The sequence below is a fragment of the Rhodococcus sp. NPDC054953 genome (genome assembly GCF_053609225.1).
On sequence record NZ_JBSGXD010000001.1, the window covers coordinates 160,282 to 181,953 of the forward strand.

Consider the following 21,672-nt stretch of genomic DNA (forward strand, 5'->3'; position numbering starts at 1 on the left):
GTGCGGACCACACTCGGCATCCGCGCGCTCGGGAGGGCGACGCTGGCCCGCCAGCACCTGCTCGAGCGGGCGACCGACTCGACGGAGACCGTGACCCGGCACCTGTACGGGCTTCAGGCGCAATCGCCCGCCGCGCCGTACTTCGCGCTGTGGTCGCGGATCGACGGCTTCCGGACCGACGACCTGGCGCGGCTGATCGAGGACCGGTCGGTGGTCCGGATCACGGTGATGCGCGGCACCGTCCACGCGGTCACCGCAGCGGACGCGGGCGAGCTGCGACCGTGGGTGCAGCCGATCATGGACGGCGACCTGAGGACCAACGCCCAGCATGCGAAGGCCCTCGTCGGATGCGACACGGCGGCAGTGGCCGCGCACGCCCGCGAACTCCTCGACGCAACGCCGATGACGTTGGCTGCGTTGCGTCCACACCTGGCATCGCGGTGGCCGGATCGCGATCCCGCTGCGCTCGCCCACGCGGTGCGGGACCTTCTCCCGCTGGTGCAGGTGCCTCCGCGCGGCCTGTGGGGGCGGTCCGGGCAGCCGGTGTGCACGACGCTCCAGCACTGGGCAGGTGAACCGCTCGCGGAACCCGATCCGGAGCGAATCCTGCAGCGCTACCTCGCCGCCTATGGGCCCGCATCGGTCGCCGATGCGCAGGCGTGGTCCGGCCTGACCCGGCTCGGTGAGGTGTTCGAGCGAATGCGTCCGCGACTGCGGGTCTTCGCCGACGTCGACGGTGCCGAGCTGTTCGATCTGCCGGACGCGCCGCGTCCCGGGGCGGACGCCCCCGCGCCGGTGCGGATCCTCGCTCCCTACGACAGCATGCTGCTCTCGCACGCCGATCGCACCCGGGTCGTCGACGACGGCTTCCGCCGGGTGCTGTTCACCGTCAACGGCATCGTCAAGCCGGCGGTCCTCGTGGACGGACGGGTCGCCGGATACCTCGCTCCGAGTGTGAGCAAGAGTGCCGCGGTCGTGGATGTCACTCTGCTGCAGACACTTTCCAGGACACTGCTGCGTGATGTCGAGGCCGAGGCGCTACGACTGCTGCGCTTCACGCATCCGAGCGCCTGCTCGCACGAGGTCAGGGTGACTGCGGCGCGGTGATCGCCTCGGGGGCCGGGGTGTGCGCGACCGGGGCCACCGCGTCCGCCGGAGTGTCCGCAGGCGCCACCCGGAAGGTCGCCGCGTGCACCGCCCCGACCGCGAGGCCTGCCGCCGCGCCCCACAGCACGGCAACGAGTGCGCCGCCGAGGACCATGAGCGCGTAGGTGCCCGGTCCGGCGTGGACCACGAAGCTCGTGTACACCACGCGGATCAGGTTGGCGGCCAGCATGCCGACGACGGTGGCGCCCACCCCCGCGCCGAACGCGCGCGCCCGGCTGCGCGCAGGGCGGGCCAGCCGCACCGCGACCACCGCGATCAGCACCAGCGCGGCGAGCACGTCCACCAGCCAGGAACCGGGGGTGGTCCGCCCGAGCGGCCAGGCGCGCAGCGCGGGCACCGCGAACGGCAGTCCGAGGGCGCTGGGGACGAGCAGGGTGGGGACGTACGTCACGACGGTGCCGGTGATCGTCCAGATGCCAGCGACCACGGTCAGCACGGCGGCGGTCAGCGTGGCGGGGACGGCCCGGCGGGGGGACGCCTCGACCGGCGGGTTCGGCGATTCCGGTGCGCTGGTGTCGGGCATGGCGCAACATTAGTGGACAACTGTCCAATTGGGTGGCGAAACTCGGAGGTCGGCGTGCGGCGGAGCAAGATCGTGATTCTGGGCCTGGCGGCGGCGCTCGCCCTCGGCGGCGGGGCCGCCGCCGCGCTGCGCAGCGATCCCGCCCCCGCCGATACCTATCTCCGCGACGATCAGGGCCGGGCGCTGATCCTGCGCGGCTTCAACACGGCCTCGAGCAGCAAGAGTGCCCCGGACGGGATGCCGGAGTTCACCGAGGACCAACTCGACCGCGAACGGTCCGACATGGGAACCAATTTCGTCCGGTTCCTGATCTCCTGGCGGTCGGTGGAGCCGGAACCCGGTGTCTACGATCAGGCCTACCTCGACCGGGTCGCCGAACGGGTCGGCTGGTACGGCGAACGCGGATACCACGTGATGCTCGACATGCATCAGGACCTGTGGTCGGGTGCGATCACCCCGGACGGCACGACCGGGAACGGTGCACCGGCGTGGGCGACCCACATGGACGGCCTTCCGGTCGGGGAGCATGACATGTGGGAGCAGTACTACCTCGACGCGGGCGTCATCCGCGCCTTCGACAACTTCTGGGACACCACCGGTGCGCACCCCGAACTGGCCGAGCACTACGCGGGCGCCTGGCGGGCCGTCGCCGAGCGATTCGCGGACGACCCCGCCGTGATCGCCTACGACCTGATGAACGAGCCGTACGGGGGAACGCTCCAGGGCCCCGTGTTCGAGGCCGGACCGCTCACCGCGCTGTACCAGCGCAGCACCGATGCGATCCGCGAGGCGGACCCCGACAGCTGGGTGTGCGTCGCGCCGCAGGCGATGGGCACCAACTGGGGCACCGCGAGCGGGCTCGGCGCGATCACCGACGCTCGCGACGGCGAGCCGCGAATCGCCTACTGCCCGCACATCTATCCGCTGCCGATGGACCTCGGGGGCGGCTACGAGGGCGGCACCCGCACCCTCGTTGACGCGACGATCGACGCCTGGCGCGGTCACACGCTCCGCACCGCGAAGGCGCTCGGTGACGTGCCGGTCATCCTCGGCGAGTTCGGCCTCGACACCACCCTGCCCGGAGCGCTCGACTACGTCGACCGCGTGTACGCCACCGCGACCGACATGGGCGCCGGGGTCAGCTACTGGTCCAGCGACCCCGGATCGTGGGGCCCGTACGAGGTGGACGGCACCGCGCGCAACCTGGTCGGCGCGCTGGACGAGGCGTACCCGCGGGCCGTCGCAGGCACACCCGTCTCCTGGACGGGCGCGGTGGATCGACTGGAACTGACCTACCGCACCGACCCCGCGGTCGCCGCGCCGACCGAGATCTACCTGCCCAGGCGCGGATTCCCGGCCGGGGTGCGGGTCGAGGGCGGCGAGGTCGTCGACTGGAACGAGCAGACCAGGCTGCTGACCGTGCGCGCCCCCGCCGGTGCCGACGAGGCACGACTGGTCGTCACGCCGGGAACCTGATCCGGCGGGATCGCGCACCGGGTGTTAGATGGACGCGTGATCGACGACGTGCTGCCCACCGTCCGCGCCCGCCTGGTCGAGAGCATCGGCGGGCCGCGGCCGTCGGCGGCGTCGGTGACCTTCCTCGGTCTCGACCCCCTCGAGGTGCTCCGGTTCGAGGCCGACGCCGACGGGCTGGTCCGGTACGCGAGCCTCGGCTGTTCGCGGCACCCGATGGGTGACCCCAGCGACCTCGTTGCCGACCCGGTGCGCGGGCCGCGGGCGGAGTTGGTGCTCACCGTGCGCGGGGGCCTCGGCGCCGCGTCCGGGGTGCACCGGTCGCTCGCGATTCTCGCGGCGGCCCCCGCGGTGGAGGGTGTCGTGCTCGCGGTCGATGGACTGCTCGATCTCGGCGAGCCGCTCTGGGTTGGCGCCCCGTTCACCGCGGTCCTGTTGGGGGACAGCGGCATCGACGAGGTCACGCTCCCGGATCCCGCCGACCCGGTCCGGTTCCTCGACGCGGTTCCGATCACCGGGACCGAAGCGGCCTGGGTCCGGCTGCGCGGGGCGGCGGCGCTGCGGGAGGCGTGGACCGAGGCGGGCATCGACGTGCGCGACCCCCACCGCGGGCAGGCCGCGATGTAGTCGGCGCCGTTCGGGCGGGTGCGGTGCCGCCGTCCCCACACTCGGGCAGGCAGCCTGGAACAATGGCGGGGTGCGCATCGACCTCCACACCCACTCGACCGCCTCGGACGGCACCGACAGCCCGGGGGAGGTGATGCGGGCCGCGTCGGCCGCCGGGCTGCAGGTCGTCGCGCTGACCGACCACGACACCACCTCGGGATGGGCGGAGGCGGTCGACGCGCTGCCCGCCGGGTTGAGTCTGGTTCGGGGCATGGAGATGTCCTGTGCGGGGCGGGGCGCGGACGGCCGTCCCGTCGCGGTGCACCTGTTGGCCTACCTGTTCGACCCGGGCAACGAGGCGTTCGCGCGGGAACGGGAACGCCTCCGCGCCGAGCGGACCGCCCGGCTGCGGGGAATGGCCGAGAAGATGGCCGCCGACGGGCTGCCGATCGACCCCGATGCCGTGCTGGCCGCGGCAGGCCCGGCGGCGGGGCGCCCGCACCTGGCCCGCGCCCTCGTCGCCGCGGGGGTCGTCGGGTCGGTGAACGAGGCATTCGCCGACCTGCTGCGGACCGGGGGTCGGTACTTCGTCACCAAGGCCGACACCCCGCTGCCCGATGCGGTGCGGATGGTCGCGGCCGCCGGCGGTGTCAGCGTCCTCGCCCATCCGCGCGCGTCGGTTCGGGGCCACCTGATGGACATGAACCAGATTGGTGAGCTGGTTGCGGAGGGTCTCGGCGGTGTCGAGGTCGCTCACCACGATCACGGCGCGGCCGACGAGAGGTACCTCCGCGGACTCGCCGCGGACCTGAACCTGGTGGTCACCGGGTCCTCCGACTATCACGGCGGCAACAAGTCGGTGGTACTCGGTGAGTTCGTCACCGCGCCCGACCAGTACGAGCGCCTCATCGCGGCCGCGACCGGCGTCGAGGTGGTGACCGGATGAGCGAACCGTGGGTGGACGAATACGACAGCGACTACGACGCCCGCCCGGACGGCCCGGCGCCGCGGTGGGAGCGGCCCCGACGACGCGGGCGCAGCGCCCCGGCGCGGGCGCTGCAGGCGCTGAGCGGGGCCGTGACGGCGGGCGTCGTGCTGCTGACCGTGGTCGTGATCGTTGCGGCGTACCTCGGGTCGCGGCGCGGTTTCCCCGGGCCGGGCGCGGAGTCGGTGACGGTGCACGCGGTCGCCGCGGTCGCGGTGGTGCTCGCGCAGCGCGTCGCCGATCACCGGCGGGGTGCGGCCGCGGCAGCCGGGTCGGTGGCCGTGTTCTTGATCACAGCCGGGTTGTTCTGGACCCAGTGGTGGGGGTAGCTCACCGGAATCGTGGTTCACCGGTGAGATTTGCCAGGTGTGAGCCGACGGTGGCACACTTGCTGCACTCCAATGCCGGTGCCACCGCCCGGCGGGGGAGCGAAGTCGGATTCAACCAGCGGCAGATTTCATGCCCGGGCCCACCCCGCCCGGTGCTTCTCGCGTCCCGAGCCGGGTGCATTCCCCGTAGACCAATCGGGCACTCATCGTGCACCCTCGGAGCGCTGTAGTTCTCTATCGAAAACCTGCGGCTGCGTCGAAAAACAACCTTCGCCGCTGCTACTTACCAGTAACCCGCCCCCGCTGTGGAGCGGCATGAGTAGGAGTGTCATCGTGTCTCCCGTGACTGAAGCAACCACCCCTCCCAAGGTTGAGCTGACCGACGAAGAGATCTTCGCGGGCCACATCGGTGGCAAGCTGTCGGTCGAGACCACCGCACCCCTCGATTCGCAGCGTGCGCTGTCGATCGCGTACACCCCCGGCGTCGCCCAGGTGAGTCGGGCGATCCACGCCGACGAGACGCTCGCCGACCGCTACACCTGGACGAACCGACTCGTGGTCGTCGTGTCGGACGGGTCCGCGGTGCTCGGTCTCGGCGACATCGGCCCGCGGGCGTCGCTGCCGGTGATGGAGGGCAAGTCGGCGTTGTTCAAGAACTTCGCCGGATTGAACTCGATCCCGCTGGTCCTCGACACCAAGGACCCCGACGAGATCGTCGAGACGCTGATCCGACTGCGCCCGAGCTTCGGGGCCGTCAACCTCGAGGACATCTCCGCGCCGCGCTGCTTCGAGATCGAGAAGCGCGTCATTGAGGCACTCGACTGCCCGGTCATGCACGACGACCAGCACGGAACCGCGATCGTCGCGCTGGCCGCCCTCAAGGGTGCGGTGGAGGTCCAGAGCCGCGACATCACCACCCTCCGCGTGGTCATCTCGGGAGCCGGTGCCGCCGGTGTCGCCTGCGCGAACATCCTGCTCGCCGCCGGGATCGCGGACGTCACGGTGCTGGACTCGAAGGGCATCGTGTCCGCCGACCGGAGTGATCTCAACGAGATCAAGGCGGACCTGGCGGCCCGAACCAACCCGGCCGGGCGCACCGGCGGCATTGTGGAGGCCCTCGACGGCGCGGACGTGTTCCTCGGCGTCTCGGCGGGCACGGTGCCCGAGGAGATCATCGCGACGATGGCCGACGAGGCGATCATCTTCGCGATGTCGAACCCGGATCCGGAGATCCACCCGGACATCGCGCACAAGCACGCCGCGATCGTGGCGACCGGGCGCAGCGACTTCCCGAACCAGATCAACAACGTGCTCGCGTTCCCCGGGGTGTTTAAGGGCGCCCTCGACGCGGGTGCCCGCCGGATCACCGAGGGCATGAAGCTCGCCGCCGCCGAGGCGATCCTGTCGGTCGTCGCGGACGAACTGGCCGTCGACAAGATCGTGCCGAGCCCGCTCGACCCGCGGGTCGCCCCCGCCGTCGCCGCGGCCGTCGCCAAGGCAGCGCAGGACGAGGGCGTCGCGTAGCGCCCCGTCCACCCGCACACGCGAACGCCCCGGAACCCCTTGCGGGTCCGGGGCGTTCGGCGTCGAGAGGGGTCCCGGTCAGTGCTCGATCCGGGCCCTGGCTGCGGCCGCCTCGGCGTGCCTGCCGAGGGCCTCGAACGTGTCACCCTCGAGCAGCGCAACCCGCACCGCCAACTGCGGAACGTCCGCAACCCGGTCCCGTGCGTCGGCGAGCACGGCCAGCACCTCCTCGTGCCGGTCGGCGGTGGCCAACGCCTGCGCAACGACGAGCAGGGCGCTCCCGCAGCCGATCTCGTCTCCCGCGGCGGCGAACGCGTCGGAGGCGCCGAGTCCGGTCGCCGCCGCCTCGTCGATTCGGCCCAGCTGCGCAAGAGCCCGCGCCGTCGAATCCTCGATGTCGGCGCGGGTCCACCCCTCGGCCAGCCCCGCCGCCTCACGCAGATCCGCGAGACCGCCGTCGTCGTCGAACCCGCACCGCGCCCGGCCGCGCAGGTGCAGCGATTCGGTGAGCAGATCGGCCCGGCCCTCGGCAAGGCGGGCGTCCGCGACGGCCTCGTCGAGAACCTCGAGGGCGCCCTCGTCCTCGAACTGCGCCAGCATCGCCCCGAGGTCCGTGCCCGCCGTCGCCGCAACGACGTGGTCCCCGCAGGACCTCGCCAGCTCACGGCACCGGTGCCACGCCGCGAGGGCGCCCTGCGGGTCACCCGCGTCCCTGCGCGCCCGGCCCAGCCACAGCAGGGTGTGCCCGAGCGACCCGGGCGCGGTCCCCTGCTCTTCCTCGAGTTCGGCCAGCCGGCTCAGTTCGTCGGCCGCCTCGTCCGGGTGCCCGGCCCGCACCAGCAGCACCCCGAGGTGGTAGGCGGGACCGAGCGATCCCAGGCCCGCGAGTTCCGACTCCCGCTTCGCCAGCCGCATCCGGGCGACCGCGTCCTCCGCGGCGCCGAGATCGGCGGCGATGTGCGCACCCAGTGCGGCCAGGGTCGCGGTGGTGGCCCTCGCGCGGTGCGCCACCGACAGTTCGAGCGCACCGTCGACGGCCGTCAATGCCTCCTCGAAACGGCCGCGACTGGCCAGTACCTGGCCGCGCAGGCGCGCGAGCACCGTGCGTCGGCCCGGTGTCAGGGCGGCGGCCGACTCGGTGTCCAGCCAGGCAAGGGCGTCCTCGGTGCCCTCCTCCGAGTTCTGCAGCGCTTCGACCCGCGCGATCGCGTCGCCCGCCGCCGCGACGTCGTCGACGAACGCCGCCGCCGTGACGTCGTCGACGAACCCCGCCGGGTCGACCACCGCCGGGGCCGCGACGACGTGCGCGCGGCCGATCGGCAGGTCCCAGCCCCGGTCCACCAGCGCGACGGTGGCGGCAAGGGTCTCGCTGCGGTGGCTGGTGCCGTTGCGCTCGTCGAAGCGGGCCGCCAACTCGTCCGCGGCCCGCAGGCACGCCGCCCCCAGCTCGTCGACCGTCCACCGTCCGTCGTGGGGTCCGAGGAACGGGACCAGCGGAGCGGCATCGGATCCGCGCACCCGCTCGTCGCCGAGCCCGGCCCGCCCCGCTGCCGAACAGGTCACCGCGAAGGCGGTGAGCGCCTCGAGATGCCCGGCCGCGTTGAGCCGGTCGTGCGCCAGCCAGCCGAGGTGCCGCTCGAGCATCTCGATGGCGCGGTGCGCGTTGCCGGTGACCGACAGGAAGACCAGGTGCCGCGCGATCATCGCAATGTTGTCGGCGTTGCCGCGCGCGAGCCGGTACCCGCGCAGGTGCATCCGCTCGGCCTCGTCGAACCGGCCCGCCTCCAGCAGCGGCACCAGCGTGTGCGAGATGGCCCGTTCCGGTTCCTCGCCGCACTCGTACCCCTGCTCGAGCATCTCCTCGATCAGGTCCAGCCCGGTCGCGGGCTCACCGGTGAGGATCCGGAAGGTGGCCTCCTCCGAGCGGACACAGGCGTCGCAGTGGCTGTAGTCGTCGCGGGGGGTCCGCGCCAACTCGTCGAGGTACCGCCGCGCCTCCCCGAACCGTCCGGCGAGGAACGCCTCCGAGAAGCGGGTCTGCACCACCCCGGACAGGCCGACGCCCGCCTGCCGGTACGCGGTCTCCATCCGTTCGATGGACTCGGCGATCGTGGCCTGGGGGAACATCGGATTCGAGCCGAGCGAGTCGGCGATCCACTTGTGGAACCACAACAGGTCGTAGTCGTCGACCTCGTTCGGGAACCGGGCCGGGTCCGCGGCGTTGCGGCCAACGCACCAGGCGAAGGCCGCGAGCAGTGCCTCGGTGTCCCCGGTCATCGACGAGGACTGCACCAGCCGCATCCGCACCCGGTACGCGGTCTCCTCCTCGCCGGCCTCGTCGGCGACGGTGATCGCACGCTCGATCAGCTCCCGTTCGGCCGGTCCGTATGGGGTGCAGTCGATCTCGGAGATCAACTCGTTCAGATCGACGGGGGTCTCACTCGGCATGGTCGTCCTTCTCGGTCATCTCGGGAGCGTCGATGGTCGGCAGGCTCGGCAGCCCAACCGACAGGTGCACGATGTCGGTCATCGCGTCGGTCAGCGCCGCGCGATCGGCCGCACTCAGCGGCCGATGCCCGGCGAGCAGGGATTGCACGTACAGGATCCGGACGGTCCGGGACAGCACGGCGTCATCGTCGACGCTGGCAACGGTGCGGACCAACCGGTTGTGCCAGTTCAGGACGAGTCGGCCCGCGGTGTCCACGCCGGCCGCTGCCTCGGCGGCGTCCACCCGGCCGAGGACATCGGCCCAGAACCCGCCCGCCTCGCTCGACTGATCGCGCCGCAGCCTGCGCAACACGGCCTCGTCGGCCACGTACAGCGCGGGCACCGTGTCGGGGGCGAACGCCCGGACCGCCGCGGCCGCACCGAGATCGGTCAGCGCGCGGTCCGCCCGCTCGGTCAGCGCACGGGTGCGCGCCCGGTCGGCCGCCTGCGGCAGGTCCAACTGGTCGATCTCGTCGGCGACGGTGACCACCTCGACCTCGGCTCCGGGCACGAACTCCGGCAACCGGGCGGCGATGTCCGCGTCGTAGACATAGCCGCCGTTGACGATCGGGGCGCCGGGGCGGGCGATCCCGGCGAGCTGTCGGAACTCGTCGACCGTCCTGGTGTAGCGCACCACCCCGCGGGTGGCCGCCTCCCCGAAGGTGGTTGGGCCGTCGGTCGTCTCGACGGGCAGGTGCGGGACGATGAACCGGGCCAGCTCGTCGTCGTGCAGGACCAGGGCCCGCAGCGCCAGATGGTGCACCGCGAGGAACCCGGCCAGCCGGTGCGGTGCCCGCGCCGCCAGCCCGATCACCCAGCGGCGCACCGCCGCTCCGAGTTCGGTTCGGGTCTGCTCGAGCGCACCGTCCTCGATCAGGGATTCTCGGGACGCGGTCGGGGTCAGGCCGGTGGTGTTCACCACGGTGCGGACGAAGAACGCCCACTCGGGCAGCAGATCGTCCATCCGATCGGAGAGCAGCATGCCGCCCAGGTATACCCGGCTGGACTGGCGTTGACCGGGGGAGAGCGGGAACGGCAGCACGAACGCGGTGCCGCGGGTTCCGGTGGCGGGCACGTGCAATGCGATCGTGTCGAACGGTTCGGCGCCAACGACCTCGCGGCCGAGCGCGCGCAGCTCGGGTGACGCGGGCACGCCGGTCTCGAGGAACGGGGCTGGCCGGGTGACGGTCTGCCCGGCGACCGTGACCCGCACCGGCAGGTGCCGTCCGAACCGGTCGGCCAGGTCGTGGGCGCCGCCGGCGGAGACCAACTCGGCGGCGTCCTGGCGCGGCACCAACTCCACCCGGGTCCCGACCGGCAGGTCCTCGGCGAGCGTGGTGACGGTGAACGTGCCGTCGGCGCGGCCGACCCACTCGACGGCGCCGCCGCCGACCGCGGAGCGGGACCGGACCCGGATCTGGTCGCTGACCATGAAGCAGCTGAGCAGCCCGATCCCGAACTGCCCCAGACGGTCCGTCCGCGGCAGGTCGAGGACGTCCCGCTTGGAGCTGCGGCCGACGGTGGCGAGTAGTTCGCCGACCTCGTCGGCGGTCAACCCGATCCCGTCGTCCTCGACCGCGAACACCGGGTCGGTGTCGGTGCCGGGCAGGACCCGGATCGTGCCCTGGTGACCGGGTTCGCGTTCGCGGCGGGCGGCGATCGCGTCGCATCCGTTCTGCAGCAACTCACGCAGAAAGACCTGCGGGCCGGTGTAGATACTCGCGCTGAGCAACTCGATGATCCCACCGAGATGTACCTGGAAGAGACGGCTGCCGCCGTCGGCTGTCGTTGTCATCGGTCCCGGAGCCTATCGGGGGAGTCGGACACCCGATTCGCGGAGCGGGGTTCGGGTCCGGGCCCGCCGCCGGGCCGGCGAGCGCCCGCTGGGGTGAGAAGATGTGGCGGCACGGGTGTGGTGACTTCTCAGGAGTGTGGCGGACGATGACCTTGCGGACGGTGGCGGCCGTTGCTGCGGCGGCGACGGCGATGCTGACCGGGTGCGCGCCGAGCACCCTCACCGCCGATCCGGCCCCCGCCGCGCTCACCGTCGGTTCCGGTGGATCCGCGGATCGCGCGGTGCTCGCCGAGATCTACGCGGGGGTGCTGCGGGGCACCGGGTCGCCCGTCGACACCAGGACCGGGCTCGTCGAGGGGCAGGACCTGACGTTGCTGGATTCCGGGGAGGTGACCCTGGTGCCCGAGTACACCGGTGCACTGCTGCTCCGCCTGCACCCCGGCGCCACCGAGATCGAGCCGGACGAGGTGTTCGAGGAACTGAATCGTTCACTACCGCAGGGTCTTTCGGTGTCCGATCCGGGGATGGCTGAGCGGCCGGGTGCGGGTGACGCGGGCGAGGAGGGCAGCAACCTCCCCGCGATGGCCGTCGTCCCACTGATGCGATCCGGCGTCCTGACGGGCGCGCAGGTCAAGGCGCTCAACGTCGTTGCCGGTGAGTTGACGACGGCCGACCTGGCGGAGATGAGCGAGACGGTCGGTCGGGGAGACCTGACCGCGGACCAGGCGGCAGCGAACTGGCTTGCCGCACGGTGACGCTGGCGATTAGCCAGCTTCCGGCCGTCGAATTCGGGCGTGCCGGGTCTGTAGGGTCGACCCCCTAACGGCCAACGCGGACGGACGGGTGGGGGAACGATGCCGGGGACAGCCCAGCGACTGAGGACACTGGCGGTGGGGTTGGCGGTCGGGCTGATCGGGGCCACGATCGTCGCGACGCCCGCCGCGGCGCAGGGGGCGGGGGACGCCGCCAGCTACGCGCCGACGATGCTGATTCTGGACGCGTCCGGGTCCATGCAGCGTCCCGACCAGGCGGGCACGATGATGGATGCCGCGAAGAACGCCGTGCACGCCTTCGTCGACACGGCGCCAGCGGCGTCGCGGGTCGGGCTCGCCGTGTACGGCACCGGCACCGGCAACGGGGAGTCGGAGAAGGTCGCGGGCTGCCGCGACGTTCGGGTGGTGCAGCGGCCGGACCCGCTGGACCGAGCGGCCCTCAACGACGCGGTCGACGGCATCACCGCCAGCGGCTGGACGCCAATGGGCACGGCGTTGCGTGCTGCCGCGCAGGCGCTGCCGGACTCGGGACCGCGGTCGATCGTGTTGGTCTCCGACGGCGACGACACCTGCGCGCCACCGGAACCGTGTGAGGTGGCCCGGGAACTGAAGTCTCAGGGCGTCGACCTGGTGATGCACGCGATCGGGTTCGCGGTGGACGAGACGGCACGGGCGCAGCTGACCTGCATGGCGCAGGCGACCGGGGGGACCTACACCGATGCGGCGGATGGTGCGGCGCTGGCGCGGACCCTGCCGCGGGTCACCGCGGCGGCGCTGCGCAACTACGAGGCGGCGGGGACGCCGGTCACCGGCACACCCGGGCACCAGGCGGCCCCGGTGCTGACGCCGGGCCAGCACCTGGACACGATCGGCCAGAAACAGGAACGCTACTACGCGGTGGACGTCCCGGACGGCGCCACCGCGTACTTCTCCGCAACGGTGTCGTTCCCGGCGGCACCGCAGCGGCGGGTGCAGCCGAACCGGGACAACAACGTCCTGCAACTGCGGGTGTATGGCAGGGACGGCCAGGACTGCAACGAGTTCGAGTTCGAACAGGTGACGGACACGAGTGGCGGCGCCGCGCTGACGGTGGCCGCCGCGTTCGACGGCGCGAGCGAGAAGCCGACCGGCGACAACGCCGGTGCGGACCGGTGCCGCGGCGGCGGGCGCTACTACGTCGCGACCACCTGGAGCACGGTGTCCGACGGGGTGCCGGACCGGATCCCGGTCGAGTTGCTGGTCGGGATCGAGCCCGCGGCCACCGACCCGGGCCCGGCGGGGGCGACGACCCCGACCGCCTTCGTCGAGCCGAGCGGCTCGGGCACCCCCACGGTCGGCGGCGGGTCCTTCAACGTCGCGACCGAACTCGCGGGCAGCGGCCGGTACACCGACACCGTTCGGCGCGGTGAGATCGTCTACTACCGCGTTGCGCTGGACTGGGGGCAGGGCCTGGCCTACCGCGTGCACCTCGCGGGCAACGGCAGCACCGCGGTCGAGGACGTCTCGCTCGCGCGCAGCACCCTCTACTCGCCGAGCCGCGAGGAGATGGTGTCGGACTTCGGGTCCTACACCGGTTCGGACCAGGTGCTGCCGTCCGGCGACACGGCGCTGGCCAGCACCGCGGTCCGATACCAGAACCGGGGTTCCGACGACCTCGCCGTCCGCACGACCGCGGTGCCGGGCTGGTACTACATCGCGGTCAAGGTGGGGGCGACATCGGTGGCGGGCGCCGGGGTGCCGGTGCCGATCCGGCTGGACCTGACGGTCACCGGTGAACCGGAGGATGGCCCCGGCTACGCGACGGGCGTGCCCGCCGGGATCTTCGGCGAGCGGCCGGTGCCGGACACCGCCGCGGTGCCGGTCACCGCAGCGGCGGAGCAGGGTGCCGCCCCCGCCGCCGAGCACGCCCCGGCGTCGGGTTCGTCGACCGTGGCGATCGGGATTGCGGCCGCGGCCGCGGCGGTGGCGCTGGGCGGCCTCGCGCTCGGCTGGGTTGTGCTGCGCAGGCGGCGGCGGTAGGGGCCGCGCCCCGGCCCGTTCAGGCGGGGGTGCGGGCCAGCGCCGCGCGCAGGAACGCGCCGAGGTCGCGGACCGCGTCGTCGGCGTCCCGGACCAGCGACGCCTGCAGGTGCGCGACGTGCCAGAGGGTCGGGTACTCGCGGTACTCGACGCTGACGCCCGCGGCCCGCAGCCGGTCGGTCAACTCGACCGCCTGCGGGTACAGCACCTCGCTGGTGCCGATGTGCACGACCGTCGGCGGCAGCCCGGTCAGGTCGCCGCGGAGCGGCGCGAAGCCGGGGTCGGCGGGGTCGCCGCCGCCGAGGTAGGCGTCGGCCGCACGGAAGGACCAATCGGTGTTGACCACCAGGTCGCGGTCGAACGGGGCGTCCCTTGCGCCCGGATCGACCCACGGTGCGATCAGGGCGAGGGCGGCCGGCCGGACGCTGTACCGGTCGATCAGCCGGCGGGCGGTGCCAACGGCGAGCCCGCCGCCCGCCGAATCACCCGCGACCGCAAGCTGATCCGGAGTGAATCCGTACTCGCCGATCAGCTCGATGTATGCGGCGACCGCATCGTCCAACGCCGCCGGATACCGGTGTTCGGGTGCCAGCCGGTAGTCCAGGACGTACACCGCTGCCCCGGTCTCTCGTGCCAGGTGCGCCGCGACCGAGCGGTGGGTGGTGAGTGACCCGAGCGTGTACCCGCCGCCGTGCAGGTACAGGACCGCGGTGCGGCGCTCGGTGGCCCCGACCGTGACGCACTCGGCGGGTCGACCCGCCAGGGTGACCCGGCGGACGACGGTGTCCCGCGGGAGGCGCTGCACGACGGCGCCCGCGTCGAGCACCCGGCGGGCCACCGGCGCGGGCAACGACCGGTGCAGCGCGACCCGATAGAACAGCCCCAGGTTGGCGGCAACCAGCGGCCGCGGCAGGTACGGCACCGGGCTACTTCGCCTTCGGCTTCGGCATGACGCGGCCCGCGACCTCCGCGACGATCCGTTGGTAGCTCGAGCCGACCAGGCGGACCCAGGCGTCGAGGAGCTTCGCATCGGCACCGATCAGGACCCGGGCCCTGCCCTTGCGGACCCCGTTGACGATGGTTGCCGCGGCGGACTCCGGCGTCGTGCGGGCCAGCTTCTTGTCGAAGAACTCGGAGAACGAGGCGAGGTCCTCGTCGGGGCCCGCGGTGGCGTTGCGCGCGATCGCGGTCTTGATGCCACCCGGATGGACGCAGGTGACCTTGACCGGATGCTTGGCGATCAGCATCTCCTGGCGCAGCGACTCGGTGAACCCGCGGACCGCGAACTTCGCCGCGTTGTATGCACTCTGGCCGGGCATCGACAGCAGGCCGAACAGGCTCGAGACGTTGACCACGTGCCCGTCCCCGGACGCGATCAGGTGCGGCAGGAACGCCTTGGTTCCGTTGACGACCCCCCAGAAGTCGACGTCCATGATCCGCTCGATGTCCTTGAACTCGGACCGCTCGAACGTCCCGTGATACGCGATGCCCGCGTTGTTGTACACCTGGTTGACGGTGCCGAAGTGGGCCGCGACGGCGTCCGCGTACTCGGCGACCGCTTCCCGCTGCGTGACATCGAGGTGGTCCGCCTTGACCTCGGCTCCCAGTCCCCGTGCCAGGTCGGCGGTCTCCGCCAACCCGACGCTGTTCTGGTCGGAGAGCGCCAGTTTCGCGCCCTGTCGTGCCAGGTTCAGCGCGAGTGCCCTGCCGATCCCGGATCCGGCACCGGTGATGACAACGACCTTGCCTGCGAATTCGCTCACTGAACCGTCACCTTCTCGTCGTTGCTGTCGGGGGTGGTCGCCTGCGCCGTCGGCAGGTCGGCGATGTTGACGCTGTCGTAGGCGTCGAGATCGAAATGCTTGGTCTGGTTGCGGAACTCGAAGGTGAAGCCGGGCCACAGGGTGGTGTTGTTGCCGTGCTTGTCGAGGTACCAGCTGGCGCACCCGCCGTTGTTCCACACGCTGTGGCTCAGCTTGCGCTGGACGTCGCGGTTGTAGTCGTCCTGCGCGTCCTTGCGTACCTCGACGGTGCCGATCTCGTTGCGCTCGATCACGTTGATCGCGTCGACGACGTAGTTCAGCTGCGACTCGATCATGTAGACCATCGAGGTGTGCCCGAGGCCGGTGTTGGGACCGACCAGGAAGAACATGTTGGGGTAGTTCGCGATGGCGGACCCCTTGTAGCCCTGCTGACCCTGCTCCTCGAACACCTCGGCAAGACTGCGGCCGTCGCGGCCGAAGATGCCGGCGAAGGTCGGCGAGTCGGTGACATGGAATCCGGTGGCGACCACGATCGCGTCCACGTCGCGGCGGCGTCCGGTGCTGTCGACGACGCCGGTCGCGGTGACCTCGGCGATGCCGTCGGTGACCAGCTCGGTGGTCGGCCGCGCCAGCGCGGGGTAGTAGTTGTTGGAGATCAGCATGCGCTTGCACCCGATCCGGAAGTTCGGGGTGACCTTCTTGCGCAGCACCGGATCCGCGATCTGCCTGCGCAGGTGGAGCTGCGCGGCGATCTGCAGCGGCCGCATGAAGGCCGGAGCCTTCGCGAGCCCGACCACCTGGGACTCGCGCATCAGGTAGATGCCGAGCCGGGACAGCTTCTGGAAACCGGGCAGGTACTTGAACGCGAGCTTCTCCACGCGGGTGTACTGACGGTCGGCGCGCGGCAGGATCCACGGAGCGGTGCGCTGATAGACGTCGAGTTGGGCGGTCCGCGCGGCCAGTTGGGGCACGATCTGGATCGCCGAGGCACCGGTGCCGATCACGGCGACGCGCTTGCCGGTGAGGTCGACGTCGTGGTTCCACTGCGCGGAGTGGAAGATCTCGCCCTCGAAGCCCTCGATGCCCTTGATGTTCGGCAGGGACGGCTCGCAGAGCGCGCCGACCGCGGACACGACGATCTTCGCGACGAACGTCCCCTGCGAGGTCTCGACCACCCAGCGCGCGCGGTCGGCGTTCCAGTGCGCGGTCCGCACGTCGCAGTTGAAGACGTGCCGGTCGAGGACCCGGTACTTGCGGGACACGGCCTCGATGTAGCGCTGGATCTCGGGTTGGGTGGAGAACGAGCGCGTCCAGTCCGGGTTCAGCGCGAACGAGTAGGAGTACAGGTGGGAGGGCACGTCGCAGGCGGCGCCGGGGTAGGTGTTGTCCCGCCAGGTGCCGCCGACGTCGGAGCCTCGTTCGAGGACGAGGAAGTTGGTCTTTCCCTCCTGGCTCAGCTTCACGGCGGCGCCGAGCCCGGCGAATCCGCTGCCGATGATCAGCGTGTCGATCTCGCGCGCGGTGGCCCCGGACGGCACCGCAGTACCTGTAACTGGAAGACTCATGTAATGCAGGATATGGGTCTACTAACTCTCGGTCAATAGGTTGTTGACTTCGATTCAGTAAGGTGTGGGGTCATGGAGCCGGTCAAACGCACCCGGATGAGTCCGGACGAGCGGCGCGCGCAACTGATCGATCTCGGCGCCCGGATGCTCGCCGAACGGCCCCTCGAGCAGGTGTCCGTCGAGGACATCGCGGACCGGGCCGGGGTGTCGCGCGGGCTGCTGTTCCACTATTTCGCATCCAAGCACGACTTTCATTTGGCGATCGTCCGGCACGCGGGCGCCGACATGCTCGCGCACACCGAGCCCGATCCGGCGCTCGACCCGATGGCGATGCTGCACGGCTCCGTCGCCGCGTATGTCGACTACGTGTCCGAGAACCGCAACACCTATGTGTCGCTGCTGCGCGGCAGCGCAAGCGGCGACCCGCAGATGTGCGACGAATTCGAACGCACCCGCGCGGCGATGGCCGACCGGATCGTGACGCAGCTGCCTCGGCTCGGCATCGAGCCGGACGCCCGCATCGCCCTCGCCGTTCGTGGGTGGATCGCCTTCGTGGAGGAGGCGGCCATCAGTTGGCTTCGCGAGCAACAGATCTCCCGCGACGAGCTGATCGCGCTGCTCGTCACCGCCCTGCCCGCCGTCGCCCTCGGCGCAGGCGCGGCCGCCCTCCTCGGAGGCTCCGCTCCGCGGCCGTGAGTGATCCGTACCCCAGTTGGGGTGAGAATCGCGCACGGGCGCGGAGCGCACGAAGCCGGGCCGAGCCCATCCCGGTGGATGAACTCGACCCGGCTTCGTGTCAGGACCGTCAGGCGGTCACCGGCTCAGCGGAACGCCTCGTCGATGATCTCCTGCTGCTCGACGGCGTGCACCTTGCTCGAACCCGACGACGGGGCCGACATGGCGCGCCGCGAGATGCGCTTGATGCCCGCCAGCTTCTCCGGCAGCAGCTCCGGCAGCGCAAGGCCGAACAGCGGCCACGCGCCCTGGTTCGCCGGCTCCTCCTGGACCCAGCGGAACTCGGTGGCGTTCGGGTAGCGGTCCAGCGTTTCGCGCAGGCGGCGGCTCGGCAGCGGGTAGAGCTGCTCGATCCGGACGATCGCGACGTCCTCGCGGCCCTCCTTCTGCTTGCGCGCCAGCAGCTCCCAGTACAGCTTGCCGCTGACCAGCAGCACCCGGGTCACCTTGTCGCGGTTGCCGTCGCCGGTCTCGTAGCCGGGCTCCTCGAACACCGAGCGGAACTTGCCGGTGGTGAAGTCCTCGAGCTCGGAGACCGCGGCCTTGTTGCGGAGCATCGACTTCGGGGTGAACACCACCAGCGGGCGGCGGATGCCGTCGAGGTGGTGCCGCCGCAGCAGGTGGAAGTACGACGCGGGGGTGGACGGCACCGCGACCGTCATCGACCCCTCCGCGCACAGCTGCAGGAAGCGCTCGATCCGGCCGGAGGTGTGGTCCGGGCCCTGACCCTCGTGGCCGTGCGGCAGCAGCAGCACGACATCGGACAGCTGACCCCACTTGGCCTCACCGGACGAGATGAACTCGTCGATGATGGTCTGCGCGCCGTTGACGAAGTCGCCGAACTGCGCCTCCCACAGCACGAGGGCGTCGGGGTTGCCGACCGAGTAGCCGTACTCGAAGCCGAGGCCCGCGAACTCGGTCAACGCCGAGTCGTAGACCATGTACTTGCCGCCGTTGTCGGCGTCCGCGGCGATCCTGGCGATCGGGTTGTACTCGTCGCCGCTCTTCCGGTCGATCAGCACCGAATGCCGCTGCGTGAACGTGCCGCGGCGGGAGTCCTGTCCGGCCAACCGCACCAGGGCGCCCTGCTCGACCAGTGAACCGAACGCGAGCAGCTCCGCGAATGCCCAGTCGATCTTGCCCTCGCGGGACATCTCGTGCCGCTTCTCGATGACCGGCTTGACGCGCGGGTGCACGGTGAAGCCGTCGGGGACGTTGAGGAACGCGTCACCGATCCGGGCGAGGGTCGCCGCGTCGACCGAGGTCTGCAGGCGGGCGGGCGGGGTCTGGTCCAGCTCGACCGACTCCGACGGTTCCGGCTTGAACTTCTCCAGCTCGCGGACCTCGTTGAACACCCGCTCCAGCTGACCCTGGTAGTCGCGGAGGGCGTCCTCGGCCTCCTTCAGCGAGATGTCGCCGCGGCCGATCAGGGCCTCGGTGTAGCTCTTGCGGACGGAGCGCTTGGTGTCGATCAGGTCGTACATCGCCGGCTGCGTCATCGACGGGTCGTCGCCCTCGTTGTGGCCGCGGCGGCGGTAGCAGATCATGTCGATGACGACGTCCTTCTGGAACTTCTCGCGGAAGTCCACGGCGAGCTGCGCCACCCAGACGCAGGCCTCCGGGTCGTCACCGTTCACGTGGAACACCGGGGCGGCGATCATCTTCGCCACATCCGTGCAGTACTCGGACGAACGCGAGTGCTCGGGCGCGGTGGTGAAGCCGACCTGGTTGTTGACGACGATGTGCACGGTGCCGCCGGTGCGGTAGCCGCGCAGCAGCGACAGGTTCAGCGTCTCCGCGACGACACCCTGACCGGCGAACGCGGCGTCGCCGTGCAGCATCAGCGGCAGGACGGTGAAGCCCTCCTGGCCCTTGTCGAGGATGTCCTGCTTGGCGCGGACCAGGCCCTCGAGCACCGGGTCGACGGCCTCGAGGTGCGACGGGTTCGCGGTGAGGGAGACCTTGATGTCGTTGTCGCCGAACATCTGGATGTACTGGCCCTCGGCGCCGAGGTGGTACTTCACGTCACCGGAGCCGTGCGCGGCCGCCGGGTTCATGTTGCCCTCGAACTCGGTGAAGATCTTCGAGTAGGGCTTGCCGACGATGTTCGCGAGCACGTTCAGGCGGCCGCGGTGCGGCATGCCGATGACAACCTCGTCGAGGCCGTGCTCGGCGGACTGGTCGATGACGGCGTCCATCATCGGGATGACCGACTCGGCACCCTCGAGGGAGAACCGCTTCTGCCCGACGTACTTGGTCTGCAGGAACGTCTCGAACGCCTCGGCGGCGTTGAGCTTGCTCAGGATGTACTTCTGCTGGGCGACGGTCGGCTTGTGGTGCGGGCCCTCGACCCGCTCCTGCAGCCACCGGGTCTGCTCGGGGTCGAGCATGTGGGTGTACTCGACGCCGATGTGCCTGCAGTACGCGTCCCGCAGGATGGACAGGACGTCGCGCAGCTTCATCCGGTCCTTGCCGTTGAAGCCGCCGACGGTGAACTCGCGGTCGAGGTCCCACAGCGTCAGGTCGTGGGTGGTGACGTCGAGGTCGGGGTGGCTGCGGAACTTGTCCTTCACGAACTGCAGCGGGTCGGTGTCGGCCATCAGGTGGCCGCGGTGCCGGTAGGCGGCGATCAGTTCAAGCACCCGGGTGCTCTTGTCGACGGCGCCCGCCGACACATCCTGACGCCAGCGGACCGGCTCGTACGGGATGTGCAGCGAGTGGAAGATCTCGTCGTAGAACTCGTCGCTGATCAGCAGGTTGTGGATCGTGCGCAAGAAGTCGCCGGACTCGGCGCCCTGGATGATCCGGTGATCGTAGGTGGAGGTCAGGGTCATCAGCTTGCCGACGCCCATCTCGGCGATCTTCTCGGCGCTCGAGCCCTGAAACTCGGCCGGGTACTCCATCGCGCCAGCACCGATGATCGCGCCCTGGCCCTGCATCAGGCGCGGCACCGAGTGCACGGTGCCGATGCCGCCCGGGTTGGTCAGCGAGATCGTCACGCCGGAGAAGTCCTCGGCGGTGAGCTTGCCGTCGCGGGCGCGGCGGACGATGTCCTCGTACGCGCTGTAGAACTGCACGAAGTTCATCGTGTCGGTGCCCTTGATGGCGGCGACGACGAGCGAACGGCTGCCGTCCTTGCCGGGCAGGTCGATCGCGAGGCCGAGGTTCGTGCTTGTCGGGGTGACGACGTTCGGCTTGCCGTCGACCTCGGCGAAGTGCCGGTTCATGTTCGGGAACGAGTTGACCGCCTGCACGATCGCGTAGCCGAGCAGGTGGGTGAACGACACCTTCCCGCCGCGGGTGCGGGCGAGATGGTTGTTGATCACGATCCGGTTGTCGAACATCAGCTTCGCGGGGATGGCGCGCACGCTGGTGGCGGTCGGGATCTGCAGCGAGGCGGACATGTTCCTGGCGACGGTGGCGGCGGCGCCGCGCAGGACCTTCGACTCGGGCGCGGCGGCCGGAGTCGCTGCGGCCGCCGGCTTCGGGGCGGGGGCGGGCTTCGGCTTCGGCGCGGGAGCAGCAGCGCTCGGGGCACTCGGTGCGGCCGGCTTCGGAGCGGCCGGCGCCGGAGCGGGCGGTGCCGGAGCGGGCGGGGGCGGGAGAGTGGCGGCGCCGTTGGTGGCGGTGCCGTTGGAGGAGGAGGGAGGAGTCGCGGCGGGAGTGGTCGCGGGGATCTGCCCGTTCGCACCCGGCGCGTCCGGCTTGTAGTCGGTGAGGAACTCGTGCCAGCTCGCGTCCACGGATGAGGGATCATCCTGGAAGCGCTGGTACATCTCGTCGACAAGCCACTGGTTCTGTCCGAATTGTGACGTAGAACTGCTGCTCACGGCAGGTGTTCGCCTCGTTTCTCTCTTGGTCCCCGAAATCGGCGCGTGTACATGGGAGGCTAGTCCCCTCTGGCGGCGAACGCGCACCGGGCGCGTGC

The 21,672-nt window shown here is 71.1% G+C and carries 16 protein-coding genes; 9 read left to right on the forward strand and 7 right to left on the reverse strand.

The genetic code is table 11. The annotated features are described in order from the left end of the window. Entirely contained in the window at nucleotides 1-1,107 is a 1,107-nt protein-coding gene (locus ACWF62_RS00695; protein ID WP_378569709.1) for a winged helix DNA-binding domain-containing protein, read from the forward strand. On the opposite strand, the gene ACWF62_RS00700 is transcribed toward ACWF62_RS00695, so the two are convergent. Further along, complete coding sequence (locus tag ACWF62_RS00700) at nucleotides 1,085-1,690, reverse strand: hypothetical protein (protein WP_378505866.1); 606 nt, start codon at nucleotides 1,688-1,690, stop codon at nucleotides 1,085-1,087. The genes ACWF62_RS00695 and ACWF62_RS00700 overlap by 23 nt on opposite strands. A 54-nt stretch (nucleotides 1,691-1,744) precedes the next feature. Between ACWF62_RS00700 and ACWF62_RS00705 the strand changes: the two genes are divergently transcribed. The 5 genes from ACWF62_RS00705 to ACWF62_RS00725 all read left to right on the forward strand — a co-directional run bounded on the left by ACWF62_RS00705 (nucleotide 1,745) and on the right by ACWF62_RS00725 (nucleotide 6,607). Next, on the forward strand, nucleotides 1,745-3,166 hold the full coding sequence (locus tag ACWF62_RS00705; protein WP_378505867.1) for a cellulase family glycosylhydrolase: 1,422 nt from the start codon (nucleotides 1,745-1,747) through the stop codon (nucleotides 3,164-3,166). Nucleotides 3,167-3,217: 51 nt separating this feature from the next. Beyond that, on the forward strand, nucleotides 3,218-3,790 hold the full coding sequence (locus ACWF62_RS00710) for a suppressor of fused domain protein (RefSeq protein ID WP_452629276.1): 573 nt from the start codon (nucleotides 3,218-3,220) through the stop codon (nucleotides 3,788-3,790). A gap of 70 nt (nucleotides 3,791-3,860) precedes the next feature. Further along, complete coding sequence (locus ACWF62_RS00715) at nucleotides 3,861-4,715, forward strand: PHP domain-containing protein (RefSeq protein WP_378569710.1); 855 nt, start codon at nucleotides 3,861-3,863, stop codon at nucleotides 4,713-4,715. Beyond that, nucleotides 4,712-5,083 carry a hypothetical protein gene (locus ACWF62_RS00720; protein WP_378505869.1) on the forward strand — a complete coding sequence of 124 codons (372 nt, stop codon included), beginning with the start codon at nucleotides 4,712-4,714 and terminating at the stop codon, nucleotides 5,081-5,083. The genes ACWF62_RS00715 and ACWF62_RS00720 overlap by 4 nt, the downstream gene beginning before the upstream one ends. Before the next feature lie 333 nt (nucleotides 5,084-5,416). Beyond that, nucleotides 5,417-6,607 (forward strand): NAD(P)-dependent malic enzyme, encoded by a 1,191-nt coding sequence (locus ACWF62_RS00725; protein ID WP_452629214.1) that lies wholly within the window; start codon nucleotides 5,417-5,419, stop codon nucleotides 6,605-6,607. Between the two features lie 78 nt (nucleotides 6,608-6,685). Here ACWF62_RS00725 and ACWF62_RS00730 read toward each other — a convergent pair whose 3' ends face one another. Together ACWF62_RS00730 and ACWF62_RS00735 are read right to left on the reverse strand one after the other, a co-directional pair. Further along, nucleotides 6,686-9,055, reverse strand: coding sequence for a hypothetical protein (locus tag ACWF62_RS00730; protein WP_452629216.1), 2,370 nt, complete (start codon nucleotides 9,053-9,055; stop codon nucleotides 6,686-6,688). Beyond that, entirely contained in the window at nucleotides 9,045-10,889 is a 1,845-nt protein-coding gene (locus ACWF62_RS00735) for an HSP90 family protein (protein ID WP_452629218.1), read from the reverse strand. Before ACWF62_RS00735 ends, ACWF62_RS00730 begins: the two co-directional genes overlap by 11 nt. A 146-nt stretch (nucleotides 10,890-11,035) precedes the next feature. Between ACWF62_RS00735 and ACWF62_RS00740 the strand changes: the two genes are divergently transcribed. Together ACWF62_RS00740 and ACWF62_RS00745 are read left to right on the forward strand one after the other, a co-directional pair. Then, a complete protein-coding gene (locus ACWF62_RS00740; RefSeq protein ID WP_378505873.1) occupies nucleotides 11,036-11,644 on the forward strand; it encodes a type 2 periplasmic-binding domain-containing protein in 609 nt (202 codons plus the stop codon). Between the two features lie 99 nt (nucleotides 11,645-11,743). Further along, complete coding sequence (locus ACWF62_RS00745; RefSeq protein WP_378569713.1) at nucleotides 11,744-13,681, forward strand: vWA domain-containing protein; 1,938 nt, start codon at nucleotides 11,744-11,746, stop codon at nucleotides 13,679-13,681. A gap of 19 nt (nucleotides 13,682-13,700) precedes the next feature. Here ACWF62_RS00745 and ACWF62_RS00750 read toward each other — a convergent pair whose 3' ends face one another. Genes ACWF62_RS00750 through ACWF62_RS00760 form a run of 3 tightly spaced genes read right to left on the reverse strand, consistent with a single transcriptional unit; the run spans nucleotide 13,701 to nucleotide 17,009 of the window. After that, the gene (locus tag ACWF62_RS00750) at nucleotides 13,701-14,603 is read right to left on the reverse strand and encodes an alpha/beta hydrolase (protein WP_378505875.1); all 903 of its coding nucleotides are present in this window, start codon (nucleotides 14,601-14,603) and stop codon (nucleotides 13,701-13,703) included. Between the two features lie 4 nt (nucleotides 14,604-14,607). After that, nucleotides 14,608-15,444, reverse strand: a complete 837-nt coding sequence (locus tag ACWF62_RS00755) for an SDR family NAD(P)-dependent oxidoreductase (RefSeq protein ID WP_378505876.1) — start codon at nucleotides 15,442-15,444, stop codon at nucleotides 14,608-14,610. Continuing rightward, nucleotides 15,441-17,009, reverse strand: coding sequence for a flavin-containing monooxygenase (locus ACWF62_RS00760; RefSeq protein WP_378505877.1), 1,569 nt, complete (start codon nucleotides 17,007-17,009; stop codon nucleotides 15,441-15,443). The genes ACWF62_RS00755 and ACWF62_RS00760 overlap by 4 nt, the downstream gene beginning before the upstream one ends. 72 nt (nucleotides 17,010-17,081) lie before the next feature. Between ACWF62_RS00760 and ACWF62_RS00765 the strand changes: the two genes are divergently transcribed. Next, on the forward strand, nucleotides 17,082-17,705 hold the full coding sequence (locus ACWF62_RS00765; protein ID WP_378569714.1) for a TetR/AcrR family transcriptional regulator: 624 nt from the start codon (nucleotides 17,082-17,084) through the stop codon (nucleotides 17,703-17,705). 125 nt (nucleotides 17,706-17,830) lie between these two features. On the opposite strand, the gene ACWF62_RS00770 is transcribed toward ACWF62_RS00765, so the two are convergent. Next, nucleotides 17,831-21,574: a multifunctional oxoglutarate decarboxylase/oxoglutarate dehydrogenase thiamine pyrophosphate-binding subunit/dihydrolipoyllysine-residue succinyltransferase subunit gene (locus ACWF62_RS00770; RefSeq protein ID WP_378505879.1), complete on the reverse strand. Its 3,744-nt coding sequence runs from the start codon at nucleotides 21,572-21,574 to the stop codon at nucleotides 17,831-17,833. Nucleotides 21,575-21,672 lie beyond the last annotated feature (98 nt).

Excerpts from the sequence above, each read along its gene's own strand:
- ACWF62_RS00700 (WP_378505866.1), bottom strand. The coding sequence starts at position 1,690 with ATGCCCGACACCAGCGCACCGGAATCGCCGAACCCGCCGGTCGAGGCG.
- ACWF62_RS00720 (WP_378505869.1), top strand. The coding sequence starts at position 4,712 with ATGAGCGAACCGTGGGTGGACGAATACGACAGCGACTACGACGCCCGC.
- ACWF62_RS00730 (WP_452629216.1), bottom strand. The coding sequence starts at position 9,055 with ATGCCGAGTGAGACCCCCGTCGATCTGAACGAGTTGATCTCCGAGATC.
- ACWF62_RS00735 (WP_452629218.1), bottom strand. The coding sequence starts at position 10,889 with ATGACAACGACAGCCGACGGCGGCAGCCGTCTCTTCCAGGTACATCTC.
- ACWF62_RS00740 (WP_378505873.1), top strand. The coding sequence starts at position 11,036 with ATGACCTTGCGGACGGTGGCGGCCGTTGCTGCGGCGGCGACGGCGATG.
- ACWF62_RS00745 (WP_378569713.1), top strand. The coding sequence starts at position 11,744 with ATGCCGGGGACAGCCCAGCGACTGAGGACACTGGCGGTGGGGTTGGCG.
- ACWF62_RS00760 (WP_378505877.1), bottom strand. The coding sequence starts at position 17,009 with ATGAGTCTTCCAGTTACAGGTACTGCGGTGCCGTCCGGGGCCACCGCG.
- ACWF62_RS00765 (WP_378569714.1), top strand. The coding sequence starts at position 17,082 with ATGGAGCCGGTCAAACGCACCCGGATGAGTCCGGACGAGCGGCGCGCG.